At 42.8% G+C, this 14391-nt stretch carries 15 protein-coding genes; 11 read left to right on the top strand and 4 right to left on the bottom strand.

Annotation, left to right across the window (positions count from 1 at the left end):
• Nucleotides 1–23: 23 nt before the first annotated feature.
• Entirely contained in the window at nt 24–929 is a 906-nt protein-coding gene (locus NZ583_03105; protein MCS7280602.1) for a LysR family transcriptional regulator, read from the bottom strand.
• 88 nt (nt 930–1017) lie between these two features.
• Between NZ583_03105 and ppcB the strand changes: the two genes are divergently transcribed.
• Genes ppcB through fni form a run of 8 tightly spaced genes read left to right on the top strand, consistent with a single transcriptional unit; the run spans nt 1018 to nt 8281 of the window.
• Nucleotides 1018–2445: a phenylphosphate carboxylase subunit beta gene (gene ppcB / locus NZ583_03100; GenBank protein ID MCS7280601.1), complete on the top strand. Its 1428-nt coding sequence runs from the start codon at nt 1018–1020 to the stop codon at nt 2443–2445.
• An 11-nt stretch (nt 2446–2456) separates the two neighbouring features.
• Nucleotides 2457–3020, top strand: a complete 564-nt coding sequence (locus tag NZ583_03095; GenBank protein ID MCS7280600.1) for an HAD hydrolase family protein — start codon at nt 2457–2459, stop codon at nt 3018–3020.
• A 9-nt stretch (nt 3021–3029) separates the two neighbouring features.
• Nucleotides 3030–3584, top strand: a complete 555-nt coding sequence (locus NZ583_03090) for an HAD hydrolase family protein (protein ID MCS7280599.1) — start codon at nt 3030–3032, stop codon at nt 3582–3584.
• Between the two features lie 21 nt (nt 3585–3605).
• On the top strand, nt 3606–5051 hold the full coding sequence (gene ppcA / locus NZ583_03085; protein MCS7280598.1) for a phenylphosphate carboxylase subunit alpha: 1446 nt from the start codon (nt 3606–3608) through the stop codon (nt 5049–5051).
• Between the two features lie 9 nt (nt 5052–5060).
• Nucleotides 5061–5306, top strand: coding sequence for a phenylphosphate carboxylase subunit gamma (locus tag NZ583_03080; protein MCS7280597.1), 246 nt, complete (start codon nt 5061–5063; stop codon nt 5304–5306).
• Entirely contained in the window at nt 5306–6658 is a 1353-nt protein-coding gene (locus NZ583_03075) for a UbiD family decarboxylase (protein MCS7280596.1), read from the top strand. Before NZ583_03080 ends, NZ583_03075 begins: the two co-directional genes overlap by 1 nt.
• Nucleotides 6648–7226, top strand: coding sequence for a UbiX family flavin prenyltransferase (locus NZ583_03070; GenBank protein ID MCS7280595.1), 579 nt, complete (start codon nt 6648–6650; stop codon nt 7224–7226). Before NZ583_03075 ends, NZ583_03070 begins: the two co-directional genes overlap by 11 nt.
• The gene (gene fni / locus NZ583_03065) at nt 7223–8281 is read left to right on the top strand and encodes a type 2 isopentenyl-diphosphate Delta-isomerase (GenBank protein MCS7280594.1); all 1059 of its coding nucleotides are present in this window, start codon (nt 7223–7225) and stop codon (nt 8279–8281) included. Before NZ583_03070 ends, fni begins: the two co-directional genes overlap by 4 nt.
• Nucleotides 8282–8354: 73 nt before the next feature.
• Here fni and NZ583_03060 read toward each other — a convergent pair whose 3' ends face one another.
• The 3 genes from NZ583_03060 to NZ583_03050 are packed head-to-tail and all read right to left on the bottom strand — an operon-like array spanning nt 8355 to nt 12593.
• The gene (locus NZ583_03060) at nt 8355–10316 is read right to left on the bottom strand and encodes an acetoacetate--CoA ligase (GenBank protein ID MCS7280593.1); all 1962 of its coding nucleotides are present in this window, start codon (nt 10314–10316) and stop codon (nt 8355–8357) included.
• 21 nt (nt 10317–10337) lie between these two features.
• Nucleotides 10338–11843: a carboxylesterase family protein gene (locus tag NZ583_03055; GenBank protein ID MCS7280592.1), complete on the bottom strand. Its 1506-nt coding sequence runs from the start codon at nt 11841–11843 to the stop codon at nt 10338–10340.
• Between the two features lie 3 nt (nt 11844–11846).
• The gene (locus NZ583_03050; protein ID MCS7280591.1) at nt 11847–12593 is read right to left on the bottom strand and encodes an alpha/beta hydrolase; all 747 of its coding nucleotides are present in this window, start codon (nt 12591–12593) and stop codon (nt 11847–11849) included.
• A gap of 108 nt (nt 12594–12701) precedes the next feature.
• Between NZ583_03050 and NZ583_03045 the strand changes: the two genes are divergently transcribed.
• Genes NZ583_03045 through NZ583_03035 form a run of 3 tightly spaced genes read left to right on the top strand, consistent with a single transcriptional unit; the run spans nt 12702 to nt 14387 of the window.
• Nucleotides 12702–13358: an MBL fold metallo-hydrolase gene (locus NZ583_03045; protein ID MCS7280590.1), complete on the top strand. Its 657-nt coding sequence runs from the start codon at nt 12702–12704 to the stop codon at nt 13356–13358.
• A gap of 7 nt (nt 13359–13365) precedes the next feature.
• Entirely contained in the window at nt 13366–13884 is a 519-nt protein-coding gene (gene hpt / locus NZ583_03040) for a hypoxanthine phosphoribosyltransferase (protein ID MCS7280589.1), read from the top strand.
• A gap of 8 nt (nt 13885–13892) precedes the next feature.
• A complete protein-coding gene (locus NZ583_03035) occupies nt 13893–14387 on the top strand; it encodes an NAD(P)H-dependent oxidoreductase (GenBank protein ID MCS7280588.1) in 495 nt (164 codons plus the stop codon).
• The last annotated feature ends 4 nt before the right edge of the window (nt 14388–14391 follow it).

Here is a 14391-nt window from a genome sequence, read left to right as displayed (position 1 = left end):
TTATAATGAAAACTTATCGTCCTTCACGAACAAAGAAGGGATTTCGATTTGAGCTCCTCTATATGGTTTACAAATCTTTCTATTGCGTGGTTTGTCCTATTCGATTTTAAAAAAACTATTGAAACCTCAAGGTACAGGGGCTCTTCAATCTTTATGACGTTCATGTGTTTCTTCTCTTCCTCAGAAATGGCTCTATTTATGAGAATTGAAATCCCTCTTCCCTCCATCACCCATTCCTTTATAAACTCAGTACTTTTTACCTCGAATACTATGGAAGGTTTGATCCGCAGAGATTCAAAGGCCTGAAGAACGACCTTTCTTGTGGCAGATCCTTCCTCCCTCATAATGAGCGGAAATTTTGCGATCTCTTTTAAAGAGACCGTTTCATACGCACTGAGCGGATGTGCCTTGTCTGTAATGAGAACCAGTTCCTCTCGCACAAGTGGTACCACTTCTATCCTTTTGGATCTTTTAGCATTGGCCAAGATTGCACAGTCAACTTCACCTTTTAAAACTTTTCCTAACATCTCTTGGGTATTGGCTAGATCCAACTTTATGGTGACATTAGGGTAGTTCCTTATAAAGCTACCTAGGAGCGTGGGTATCAAAACTTTTGAATATACAGTAGTTATGGCGATCCTTAAAACCACACTCTCTTCTTTTTTTACATTCCTTATGTACCTTTCCAGTTCTTCTGCGAGGCTATCGATCCTTTCCGCATACTTAAAAACGGTTTTTCCCTCACCCGTCAAATGTATACCGTTTTTACCTCTCACTATGAGCTTTTTTCCTATCTGAGCTTCCAACTGCTTTACGTGATTAGAAACACCCGGCTGTGTCATAAAAAGCGCTTCCGCTGCCTTAGAGAAGCTACCAAATTTTGCGACAGCGCAGAAGACGAGAAGGGAGTTGAGGGAGAAAGAGAGCATAACCTTTAGTTATATATCATAAGGATAACTGAATTGACAATCACGGTTATTCCACTGATAATTGATAACAAAAAGGGGGGGTTAAGCTATGGACCTTAGATACTTCATCCAGAAATGGGAAAAAGAAGGCCAATTAAGAAGGATAAAGGCTCCTGTTGATTGGAACCTCGAACTCTCCCACGTGGCTAAACTCGTTGAAGAAAGAAACGGTCCATCCTTGCTTTTCGAAAACGTAAAGGGCTATTCGAGCCCGGTAATAACTGGATTGTATGCCACAGTAAGGAGACTCTCGGACATAATGGGAAAACCTGGAACTGCCTCTTTAGTTGAGCTTACGAGGGAATGGATGAAGACGCTCACCCAGCCAAAAGCACAACTTGAGTCAAAAGAGGTATCAACGGGGCCGATATTTGAAAATGTAAAAGACGGGGATAAGGCCAGTGTTCTAGATTTTCCGGTCCCCAAATACTACGAAAAGGATGGACATCGCTATTTTGGAACTGCCGTCTATATGGTTAGTCAGGATCCAGAAACTGGCAGAATAAATCTCGGTACCTTTAGGATGGGTGTCCATGACGAAAGACACTTAGGCGTCCAGATCCTTAAAGGAAAGACGACAGACAGGATACTTCAAAGATACGCAAAGGCAAGAAAGAAGATGCCAGTATGTGTCGTTATGGGGGGGGATCCGTTGCTAATGATAGCAAGCGCCGCTACTTTGCCCGGTGTCAAAAGCGCGTACGACGCAGTAAGCACACTGAGGGGAGAACCGCTGAATCTAGTTAAAGGTGAACTTACAGGATTGCCATTTCCTGCAGATGCGGAGATAGCAATAGAAGGGGAGATAGATCCCAGTGTGATGAAGGAAGAAGGGCCATTTGGCGAGTATACGGGATATTACACTGAAGAACTCTTCAAGCCCCTTCCCAAACCTGTAATAGAGATTAAGAGGATATACTTTAGAACAAACCCCATACTTGTTGCAACTACAGTCGGTAGACCGGTTGGTGACCAACACATGCTTTACGCCTTCGCCAGGAATGCCGCCCTTTGGACTGAGCTTGAAAGCATGAAGATACCCGGGATCCAGTCTGTCTACACTCTTCCCGAGGCGGCGGGCAGATTCTGGGTCATCGTCTCTGTAAGACAGATGTATCCAGGTCATGCCGAGCAGGTAGCCCATGCCGTCATAGCTTCCAATACAGGAATGTATGGAGTGAAGGGTGTGATAGTAGTTGATGATGATATTGAGGCCGATGACCTTCCAAGGGTGTGGTGGGCATTGGGGGTACGTTATAATCCGCTGCGGGGGACACAGATAATACAGAGGGGGAGGTCCACTCCACTTGATCCGTCATTGGGGCCTGAAGATAACAAGTTTATCACTCCCCGTATTCTTATAAATGCAACGATTCCTTACGAGTGGACCCAGAAGCCTGTGGAAGTGAGACTTAATGAGGAGGTTTTAAAGAATGTAAAATCCCGTTGGGATGAGCTCGGTCTAAGTGATATTTAAAGGGGGGCATCATGAGACACGAAAAAAACCTAAAAGAAGCCGAAGAGAGGGCAAAAAGGGTAAGAGTCTTCGTCCACGATATCCACGGTGTGCTAACCACCGATTCTGTCTATTGTGACCAAGAAGGACAAAGGAGATACGATTTCTGGCACATGGACGGATTCGGTGATCTTTCCCTTTCGGCAAATGGGATTATTCCTATCTTTCTCGATAGCACTTCAATCGATAACGAAGGCTTACACAGGGCAAAAGAGTTGAAACTTGAAAAATACTATTACAAGGTAACCCCAAAGGAGAAAATGGCAAAGTTGGAAGAACTAAAGAAGGAATTCGGTGTTCTGGACGAAGAGATAGGTTATTTGGGATACGAGCTATTCGACATACCCTTTATGAAAAAAGTTGGATTTCCTGTGGCCACTAGTGACGCGGCAGATGAGGTAAAAGAGCTGGCAGTCTACGTAACATCTGTTCCTGGCGGAAGGGGCGCTATGAGAGAAATATGCGAGTTCATTTTAAGAGCAAAAGGGATATGGGATGAATGGGTCGATAAAGTGACAAAGATGGGTTACAAATAGGGGGTCGCTATGAAGTTAAGAGAAAATGCAAAAGTAAAAGAAGGAGCGATAGAGAAGGCAAAAAAAGTCACTTTCGTGGTCATCGACATTCACGGAGTCTTAACCGACAACACCCTATATTACACTCCCGAAGGTATAAAATCTGAGCGATTCTCTCTAAGGGATAGAATCGGTTTTAAGCTGCTTCATGAAGCGGGAATCCGTACCGCATTCCTCACAAGTAAGATATCCCGTGCAGATCAGGCCGTCTCAAAGATCTACGGAGTTCCAGAGGAATTTTTGTGGGGAAGTTCACAGAAGATGGCTCTTACAACCGAGATGCAAAATAAATACGGCTTCAGAGATGAAGAGATGTGTTATATAGGGGACGAGATGATAGACCTTGGAATGATGAGAAGGGCTGGATTCTCCGTTGCTCCTCAAGACGCTTCAAAGGAAGCAAAAGAGATAGCCGATCTGGTTACAGAGGCAAAGGGCGGCCAAGGTGTAGTAAGGGAGGTTGCGGAATTTATACTTAGGGCACAGGGAAAATGGGATGAGGTTTTAAACAGTTTGAGTTTGTAAATTCAGAAGAGGGGGGAACGTATGGCTTACAAGTATTTTATCGATAACAGAGAATATGTAGAGGCACTTAGAAAGTCGGGTGATCTCGTCGACATCCACGAGGAGGTAGACTGGGATTTGGAACTTGGTGCGATAGTCCGAAGGACCTGTGAAAAAAAGGGCCCGGCTCCTTATTTTCACAAGATTAAAGACTATCCTGGGTTTTCTGCCTTCGGAGCTCCAATTGCGACATGGAGAAGATTGGCTGTAGTCCTTGGTCTTCCACCCGAGACACCCATATCTGGAATTGTGGACGAGTGGAGGAGGAGAACATCCGGGCCTTGTCATAAGCCCGAGATTGTAGACAAAAAGGATGCTCCTTGCAAAGAGATAATATTGGATGGAGATGATATAAGCCTATTTGATTTGCCTGCCCCTATGGTTCACGACGGCGATGGGGGACGATACATAGGCACTTGGCATTTTATTGTGGCAAAAGATGAAGAGACGGGATTTGTAAACTGGGGTATGTATAGGCAGATGATATTCGATGAAAAGACGATGGTTGGACCTGTCCTTCCTTTTTCCGACATGGGGAAGATCTTCTACACAAAGTACGAAGCCAAAGGAAAGCCTATGCCTTTTGCCACAGTTATTGGGCCCGATCCTTTGTCTGCTTTGGCGAGTTTAGCTCCTACTCCTTTGCCTGAGGCGGAATTCACAGGGCAGCTTATGGGCGAGCCAGTAAAGCTCGTCAAGTGTGAAACTAACGATCTTTACGTTCCTGCAACTGCCGAGATAGTGATAGAGGGCGAGGTTTTACCAAACGCTAGACTTGAAGAGGCGCCATTCGGCGAATATACCGGGTATAGAACGAGCCCAAGGGACAAAAGGTGCGTTTACAGAGTCAAATGTATTACAATGAGAAAAAACGCGATTATGACCGTTTCAAACATGGGAGTTCCGGTAGACGAAGGACAGCTACTTAGATCTTTCACACTCGCGATGGACATGGAACTTCTTCTCAAAAGCCAGGGACTGCCCATAACTGGTGTTTATATGTGGCCAGAATCGACCCATCACCTTCTAGTTGTGGGCGTAAAGCCTGTTTATTCTGGAATAGCTCAACAGGTTGCATCCCTCGTTCTTGGAAGCAAAGCGGCCGCCTGGTTTCACATTGTTGTCGTTGTGGACGACACTACGGACATATACAGCTTAGAAGAAGTCATCCATTCCATATGCACCAAGTGGCATCCGGTAAGGGGAACAATACTTATGCCTTTTGGTGCCGGAACCCCACTTAACCCCTTTGCTAGTCCGGAAGAACGCTTTTCTCAGAAGTCTCCTAAGGTTGTGCTTGATTGCACCTTTCCTTTGGAGTGGCCAAAAGCTTTCCTTCCGACAAAGGTAAGCTTCAGAGAAGTTTATCCCAAAGATGTACAAGAGAAGGTTATAAAAAATTGGAAGGACTATGGATTCAAAGATTAGGAGGGAAATATGGGTAAAGTCTACGACACTTTCATAACAAAGGACTTTGAAGAACTCAAAGAGGACGAGGAAATAACGGGCGTTTTAAGAGATCTAAGCCCTGGAAAAACCAAATACAAAGGCATATACGCTAAATTTCGGATATCCAAAGATCCAGCTAAATACCCTAACACTTTGTGGGTAAGGCTTGGGAGAGGGCAGCTTGTGGACAAACCGTGTTCGGTAATGATACTTGAAGAAGTGAAACCCTTCTGATGGAAAAAGGAATTATTCGATCGCTTCGTGAGTATCTCGATCTGCTAAAAAGAGAAAACCTTCTTATCTCGATCCGAGATAAGGTCAAAAAGGAGGCTTTGCCAGAAATCATACAAAGACTATCGAGGACTGGCAAAGCCCTACTTTTTGAAAGTTTGGACGGTTACGATTGTCGAGTTGTTGCTAACCTTGTACCCTCGCAGAAGGTTTTCAATCTTCTCTTTCCAGGAGAAAATGATCCTTACTCTGCCTTTGTAGAAAGAAGTTCTGGGATTTTAAAAAAGACCTTCGTTCAAGAAAGAGGCGATTACATATCTATCAATGTGACCGAAAATGACGATGTCCTTACGACAATACCGATTCTGAAACACTATGAAAGTGATTCGGCGCCTTACATAACTACAGCTATTGTATCCTCCTATGATCCTGAAACGAAGGTCGTTGGGCGAGGGATCCACAGGATGGAGTATAGAGGAAAAAATAGGTTCGGTATCTCCCTTGTCAACCCTCCCCTTGCCGATATCAAGGAAAAATACAAGCTCGAGAATAAAAAAATGCCCGTTTCCGTATCTATTGGTGTGGATCCTCTAACTTTTATGGCTATGGCTCTTAAGATCCCTAACAACGTGGACAAAATTGAAGTTGCAGGCTCCCTTCGAGGGGAAAGCATAGCAGTTATTAGGTCCTTCGACTCTGATATAGATGTGCCGTACGGAACGGAGTTTATACTTGAAGGGGTAATACACCTGGAGGAGGAAGAAAAAGACGGCCCTCTAGGAGAGATAAGTGGGTACTATATGACGATTGAAAGGACACCTACTGTCCATATAAATAGGATTTCGTACAGGAAAGACCCCATATATCACGCGTTACTTCCCACAAGCTTGGAAGCTGATATGTACCTTACATTTGTGAGTAAGGCCCACATGGAAGGAAACGTAAAAAGACTATTTCCCTTTGTACATGAGATCGTTTTTCTCGAAAGGACTTTTGGCTCATCGATAGTCATAACCACAAGCCCTACGGAGAGGAAGAGGATAAATAACCTTTTACACTTCGTCCTTTCTTTTCCCATGATAAAAAAAGCTGTTATTGTAGATAGCGATGTCGATCCTTACGATTTGCAGGAGATTGAGTGGGCAATTGTTACCAGATGTTTTGCCAAAGATGATCTCATCCTGCTTTTTTCTATGCAGGGTCAACCAATAGATCCTGAGGCAAAAATAATGGGAGGCGTAACGAAAATTGGAATAAATGCTACAACTTACGGGAAGGAAATGGAGGGAAGGGCTGTTGTAAAGAAAGGGGAAAAGGAACTCGTAGAAAGTATAGTGAAAAAATATGGCTCATGAAAAAAAGAAGATTATACTAGGAATAACCGGTGCAACCGGGGTTGTATACGGGATAAGGACACTAGAAATCCTCCATAAAAAGGGGCAAGAGGTTCACTTAATCATAACTGATGCAGGAATAAAAAACATCGAAATAGAGACGCCATTCAAGCTTGAGGACGTAAAAGCCATGGCCCAAAGGGTTTACGATATAGATGATCTTACAGCCCCGATTGCCAGTGGTTCATGCATAATGGATGGGATGATAGTGATACCATGCACCATTAAGACACTTTCGGCAATAGCTAACTCCTTCAATCACAATCTCTTAGTCAGGGCCGCAGATGTCACCCTCAAAGAGAGAAGAAGGCTCGTTCTTGTTGTGAGAGAAACCCCTCTACATGAAGGACACTTGAGACTTATGCTCAGGGTGACTCGGATGGGTGGAATTATTATGCCTCCTGTCCCCTCATTCTACCATAAACCTAAATCAATAGAGGACATCATCGACCAGACCGTTGGTAAGGTTCTAGATATGTTCGGCATAGATGCCCGCCTCTTTGAAAGATGGGGGAACCATAAAAGGTGACAAAAGATACGTCAGAAAGGAAGTCAGAACACGTAGAGATAGCTCTAAAAGAAGATGTGGAATTTAGACATTCTGTTTGGGAGGATATAGAGATCTTACATGAATGCCTTCCTGAATTAGATTTGAGAGAGGTTGATCCTTCAGTATCGTTCCTCAAATGGCACTTTAAATACCCTTTTATAATTTCGGCACTCACAGGAGGCTGGAGCGGAGCTGAAGAAATAAACAGAGTCTTAGCTCTCGTGGCAAAACACTTCTCCATAGGACTCGAAACGGGAAGTTTAAGACCGCTTCTCGAGTCAGACGAGTACGAGAAAACATACAGAATCCCGAAGCTTATATCACCTGACGTACCTTTATTTCTCAACATCGGTGCAGTTCAGGTAACGACTGAAAATCCAGCGAGAATAAAAAGGATCGTGGAAAAGATGGAGGCGGATGCCCTTGTCGTCCATCTCAACTTCCTACAGGAAGCAGTTATGATAGAAGGAGAGCCCTTCGCTAAAGGCTGCTTTTCTGCTATTGAAAGACTTATCAGTGTTCTTCCTGTCCCAGTAATCGTAAAGGAAACGGGTTCGGGAATCTCTAAAGAAACGGCTGCTAAACTTAAAAGTATAGGTGTTTCGGCGATAGACGTTGGGGGTAAGGGTGGCACAAGTATGGCTTTAATAGAAAAAAAGAGGGCCGAACTTAGAAACAATAAAACGTATCAAAGACTCTGCCAAACTTTCGCCTTCTGGGGAATCCCAACGCCCATCTCCATAATTGAAGTGAAAGATTTAGGCATTCCAATAATAGGCAGTGGAGGCATAAGAACAGGGCTTGATGCAGCAAAAGCCATAGCACTTGGGGCCGATTTGGTGGGGATGGCAAGACCTCTTCTACTATCTGCCGTAAATGGTGTGGAGCAAACTATCGAATTTCTAGAAAATTTTTTTCTTGAGCTAAAAGTGGCCATGTTTCTTACCGGTTCAAAGACGTGCGCTGATTTAAAAGAAAAAAAACTCATAATCACTGGAAGGACAAGGGAATGGCTGTTAAAAGTTAAAATTTAAGTTTTTTCTGGTTTAGAGTTGCTAGAGTAATAAAAAAGTAGCTTTCTGTAATAGCCCATTTGTTTAAAAAACCTTACTCTTTTAGCTTTTCCAAATAGAGTTTTTCGTAGTACTCTAGGCAATCCGGATTTATGAGGGTCTGTCTATTAGTAATGGGTCTTCCGTTCACTATGTTATGGACAACGCTTTCTACTTTTTTCATGTTAACAGTGTAGGGGATCTCAGGAACCTCAAGTATCATTTCAGGCACATGTCTTGCGGAAGCTCGCAATTTAAGTTCATTTTTTATTTTTGCTTTCAATTCGTCCGTCAATTCGTATCCTCTTTTTAGCTTTACAAAAAGGATTATCCTTTGGTCTCCCTTGAAAGACTGCCCCACAACTAGACTATCCTCTATTTCTTCTATCCTTTCAACCACATTGTAGATTTCGGCAGGCCCAATCCTAACCCCCTTCGGTTTAAGAACAAAATCCGACCTTCCAAGCCCTATAAAAGTTCCGGTTTCGCTTTTTTGAACCGCAAAATCACCATGTCTCCACACATTGGGAAAAAGGGAAAAGTAAGTTTCTTTGTATTTCTTTTTCGTGTCATCTCCCCAAAAATAGAGGGGTGTTGACGGGAATGGTTTTTCCACAACAAGCTCTCCTGGTTCGTCAAGAACAGGTCTTCCCTTTTCATCATAAACTTTCACAGCGAATCCTAAAGCTCCGGAGGGCATCTCCCCTTTGTAGACCGGCTGAATTGGACTCCCTTCTATAATCCCACATTGAACATCAGTTCCCCCAAGGCCGGACAATAGACAAACATCCTCCTTAATCGAGCTATAAACATACTCGAATCCTTCTTGAGGCAAAGGAGCTGCGGTCTGGAATATAGTCTTTAAACTAGAAAGATCGTACCTACTTTTTGGTCTCACTCCACTCCGCATAAGGGAAAGGATAAATGCCGCACCACATCCAAGACAGGTGATCTTTTCCTCCATAATGAGCCTAAAGATAACGTCAAAGTCAGGGTAGAAGGGATTTCCATCGTAAAGAACGATGTTACAGCCTGTAGCAAGAGAGCTTATTTTTAGGTTCCAGACCATCCATGTGGGACTGGAAAGGAAAAGGACTTTGTCGTCCCTTTTTATGTCAAAATGAAGAATGTGGGTCTTAAGATGGGCAATGAGAGAACCAGAAAGGCTGTGAACTATGCACTTTGGCTTTCCAGTGACACCCGATGAGAAAAGTATTATGTGCGGATGATCAGAGGGAAGCTGTTCAAAATCTGTCTCTTCTGCTTTGCCTTCTACGAATTCGTCGTATAAAATTGCGTTATAGATGCTACCTATATTGGGAGATCTTTCTAGATACCGTACAATCACTACCTTTTTTAAAGAGGGTATGTTTTTGGCTATAATTTCCACATTTTTTAGGAGATCGTACGCCTGACCCTTATAGATGTACGCATCAGCAGTAATCAGAATTTTAGGCTCTAACTCTTTGAATCTATCTATCACCGCATCTGGCCCGAGCTCTGGTCCACAGGAAGCCCAAATGGCACCGACCGTTGAGGCTGCGAGCATGCCGACTGCGGCTTCAATGACATTGGGTATGTAAGCTACTATCCTATCTTTCCTTTCTATTCCTTCCTCCTTATACGCGTTAGCAAGTTTTGCAACTTCCTTGTAAAGATCCTTATAGGTTGTGGTTCGCTTACCCGTTAGGCCCTCTTTAACGTACGTGAATGCTATCTGATCATCTCTCCATCTCAAAAGATTTTCTGCAAAATTTAGCTCGGCTCCAACGAACCATTTGGCTTTATCAAAGCTTTGAGGATCTATAACTACAGATGAGTATTTTTTTGAAGCTTTTACCCCGCAGAATTCCCAAACCGATCCCCAAAAATCTGCAACACTTTCAATCGACCACCCATAAAGCTCATCGTATGTTTTAAAGTTTTTTCCGTACTTTCTATTAACGTACTCTATAAATTTAGTGATATTGGCATTCTTTTTTCTCTCCTCTGTGGGTTCCCAAAGTATATGGGCCATATCTTCACCCCTTTTTCAGTCTCACTTAATCGAGTACTCAAGTAGTGTAGTATAAAAATCTCTCGTATCTTTGTGCGGATCCTGAGTTAGATAGCATTCCTTTCCTAAAACCATAACCTTCTTTTCATGCCCATAATCACTCCAAGCTCCGAGATTTTGGATAAAAGGCTTTCCATCCTTTGAGAAGGAGGTCCATGCGTCTTGCATCACCTGAGAAAGCCTCTTTGCCTCTCTGCCAGATCCAAAAAATCTCTCATCGTAGTTCCCAAAAAGAAATCCAAGCTCTAGCGTATGGCATGAACCCAATATCCCATTAAGATATGGCGATTGCCAAGTAAAATAATATAGATACACCGGTTCTTTCTTCTCGACCCATATGTCGACCGTTTTTAAGGTTGGAATTAAAAAGAAACTGTCAGTCATAAACTGCGAATAGATCCGCCAAGGTTCTGGTTTTAACCCTTCTCTTTCAAGCTTTTGACGGTAATAGTCGATTATCAGTTTGACCCCTTTTTTTTGATAAGACTTCCCTAAAATCCTATAAAGCTCGTCCATATCTATATTTAGGAGCCTTGGATCTGTAAGGCAAAAGAAATTCCACTCGTTTGCGTTAGTTCCGATAAGGATTGGCATTTCTCTTATCTTTTCCTTTATGACGCTTAGGGGCTTTTCTTTAATCGACTCCCCATCCACATTTGGGGAAAAGACTGTCAACTCACCTATCCTTTCCCTAAGTATTTCGGAAGCTTTGACAAGTTTGTGAAAAGGAAGATCCTTTAGCAAATCGATTTTATTCTCTTCTATGTTTAATATTTTGAGCAAACTTCTCGCGTAACTATTTGCCCTTTCCCTCTCAAAGATTGCGCAGGGATTTGCGCTCTGAACTATAATCCGTCTGAAAAGGTTAATGTCTTTCGCCATGGAGATTAGACAAAAAATGGATATTCCTCCCGCCGACTCCCCAAAAAGTGTTATGTTATCGGGATCCCCTCCAAAGGCCTCAATATTCTCTTTTACCCACATAAGTGCACACATCTGATCCATAAGACCTTCATTACCGGTGGAATTAATTCTTCCATCTCCAATCTCCTTAAGTCTTAAAAATCCCAATGGACCAAGTCTGTAGTTTATCGTTACAAGCACAATGTCATTTCTCAATGCCATCTTTCCTTTTCTGTATAAAGGGTGAGAGGAAGAACCGACGGTAAATGCGCCTCCATGTATGAAAAACATAACCGGTCTCTTTTTTGGGTCAAGCCCAGGTGTATAAATGTTGAGGTATAGGCAGTCTTCACTTTGTCTTTCTTTGAAACTTGCTAGTCCTTTAAGCTCCAACTCCGGCTGAGGGCATATGGAACCGTATTCTATAGCATCCCATATGTCTCCGTAAGGTTCTTTCATTTTTGGTGGCATCCAGCGAAGATCCCCTATTGGAGGTTCTGCGTATGGCACCCCTTTAAAGACGTAAAGATCACCAAGTTTTTGTCCTTTTAGTCTCCCTCTTTTTGTCTCAACTATAACATCCATAATCTAGCCCCTAAAACCTTTTTCCAGATCTTTTACAAAGGACTCGATGGCCACATTTAGTTCCATCGGTTTCTCCATCATGACCATATGGCCCGCGCCTTCTATAAGTACAAGCTTTGAATTTTTTATCTCCTTATGGAGGTACTGAGAATACTTAACGGGCGTAAGCATGTCGTCGACTCCACAGACGATAAGGGTGGGAACTTTAATGTATTTAACCTTGTCCATAACATCAAAGTTATGACACGCGGAAAAATCGTTAAAAAGTACGTAACTGGGACACTCCATCATCTGGGAGACGCTTTTTTCTATTAGTTCTTTCTCTGCCTTGGAAGAAAAGGCTAATGAGTTAACGAAACGAATAGTCTTTTCTTTTTCGGGTAATACACCATTTAAGATTTCTGGAAGGACTTTAAGCCTCGCCCCGCTTCCAATTACAATCAATCCCTTGATTAGTTCATCCCTTTTTAGGGCCAAATACATAGCTATCGCCCCTCCGAGAGAATGCCCACAAATATATGATTTATCGATTAAGTTTTCCAAAAGTACCTTATCTAAAACTTCCGAGTATTCTTCCACAGATCTTGGAGCTTCTCCCTTAGAATTTCCGTGTCCTGGAAGATCAACGAGAATAACCTCGAAGAGGTCTTTAAGATACTCTTTTTGGTTTTTCCATACTTTTGTATTCCATCCGGATCCGTGTATGAAAACGATTTTCGGTCCTTTACCTACTCTTTCGATGTGTATCACTTTCGCTCTATTTTACGTTTTCTAATAATTTTTTCAATCCTTTTGATTTTACCGAACCTTGACAGAGAAGAATCGTAAATTGTATCATTTGGGAAAAAGGAGGAAGATATGAGACTGAAATGGTACGGACACGCCGCTTTTAAGATCACCACTGAAAAAGGGGTGAAGATCATAATAGATCCTTACCAGTCAGGAGCTTACGGAGGCGCTCTTTCGTACGGTCGGATAGAGGATGAGGCGGACATCGTTCTTACAAGCCATGACCATGATGATCACGGCTACGTTAAGGACATAAAAGGTAAGTTTGAATTGGTAAAAGATGAAGGGGAGAGAGAGATAAAAAGTGTAAGAATAAAGGCAATCCCCACCTTTCACGATCCCTCATCAGGTCGGGAAAGAGGGAAAAATTTAATGTTTTTAATTGATGCTGACGATGTTAGAATCTTACACGTCGGAGATTTAGGTCACACTCTCGACGATAAAAAGCTTGAAGAGATAGGAAGGGTTGATGTGTTACTCATTCCAGTTGGCGGTTACTACACCATAGATGCCAAAGAGGCGACGCAGGTCATGGAGTCTATAAAACCGAAAATTACTATTCCAATGCACTTCAAAACTGATAAATGTGGTTTTCCTATATCTGAAGTCATCGCTTTCACTCAGGGAAAAAAGAATGTGAAGTTCCTAGAATCGGACGAGATAGAGATCACATCAAAGACGCTCCCTCAGACTCCAGAAATATATGTGCTGAAGCACGCCCTCTGAATTCACTATGCTCGTTCCGCTTTTAAGGAAGGAAGAGATCGAAGAAATAGTCAAAAGAATAGCTTCCGAAATAAAAAGAGATTTTCCCGGGGAAGAGATTGTTTTTGTCTGTTTACTTAAAGGTTCCTTTGTCTTTGTTTCCGATCTTATAAGGAACATCGATAACCCGTGTATCGTGGACTTTATAAGAGTTTCTTCGTATGGAGATAGCATGTCCTCTTCTGGAAGGGTGACTTTAACTAAGGATCTGGAAGTGGACATAAAAGGTAAAAATGTCATTGTGGTTGAAGATATTGTAGATTCCGGATTGACCCTTAAGTACGTGAGGGATTATCTTTCAAGCAAAGGGCCAAAAGACCTTAAGATCTGTGTGCTTCTCGATAAAAGGGCTCGTAGGCAGGTTGATATAAAGTGCGATTACACTGGTTTTGTATTTGAGGACGGATTCGTTGTTGGTTATGGCATAGATTGCGCAGAAAAGTTTAGAAATCTTCCTGAGGTATACATACTCAAAAACGAAGAATAGGAGGGAGTATGCAAGTTTTGATACTTTACTATTCAAGGACCGGAAATACAAAGAGGCTCGCCCAAGAGATCGCTGCAGGGGTAAGTGAAGTGGAAGGCGTAAATCCTGTGCTTAGGTCAACAAAGGAGGTTACTCAGGATGATTTCTTAAATTCGTATGGGATTATCGCTGGCTCTCCCGTTTATTTCGGGACCATGGCTGCGGAGCTCAAAGAGGTGTTTGACAGATTTGTTGGTCTCCGAAAGAGAATGGAAAACAAAATCGGTGCCGCATTTGCTACATCTGGAGATCCAACCGGAGGAAAGGAGACTACCCTCATGTCTATCCTTCAGGCCCTTCTGATATACGGTATGATAGTTGTTGGTGACCCCCTAGATGCGACAGGACACTACGGCATTGCCTGCGTGGGAAAACCGGACGAAGAAACACTAAAAAACGCAAGAAAACTTGGAAGAAGGGTGGCTACCCTCGTAAAGGCCCTAAGACAAGTGCCTTTGGCGTGATTGA

Source organism: Thermodesulfobacteriota bacterium (genome assembly GCA_025062045.1).
GTDB lineage: Bacteria > Desulfobacterota > Syntrophorhabdia > Syntrophorhabdales > JANXAF01 > JANXAF01.
This window is presented reverse-complemented; position numbering and strand designations above follow the sequence as displayed.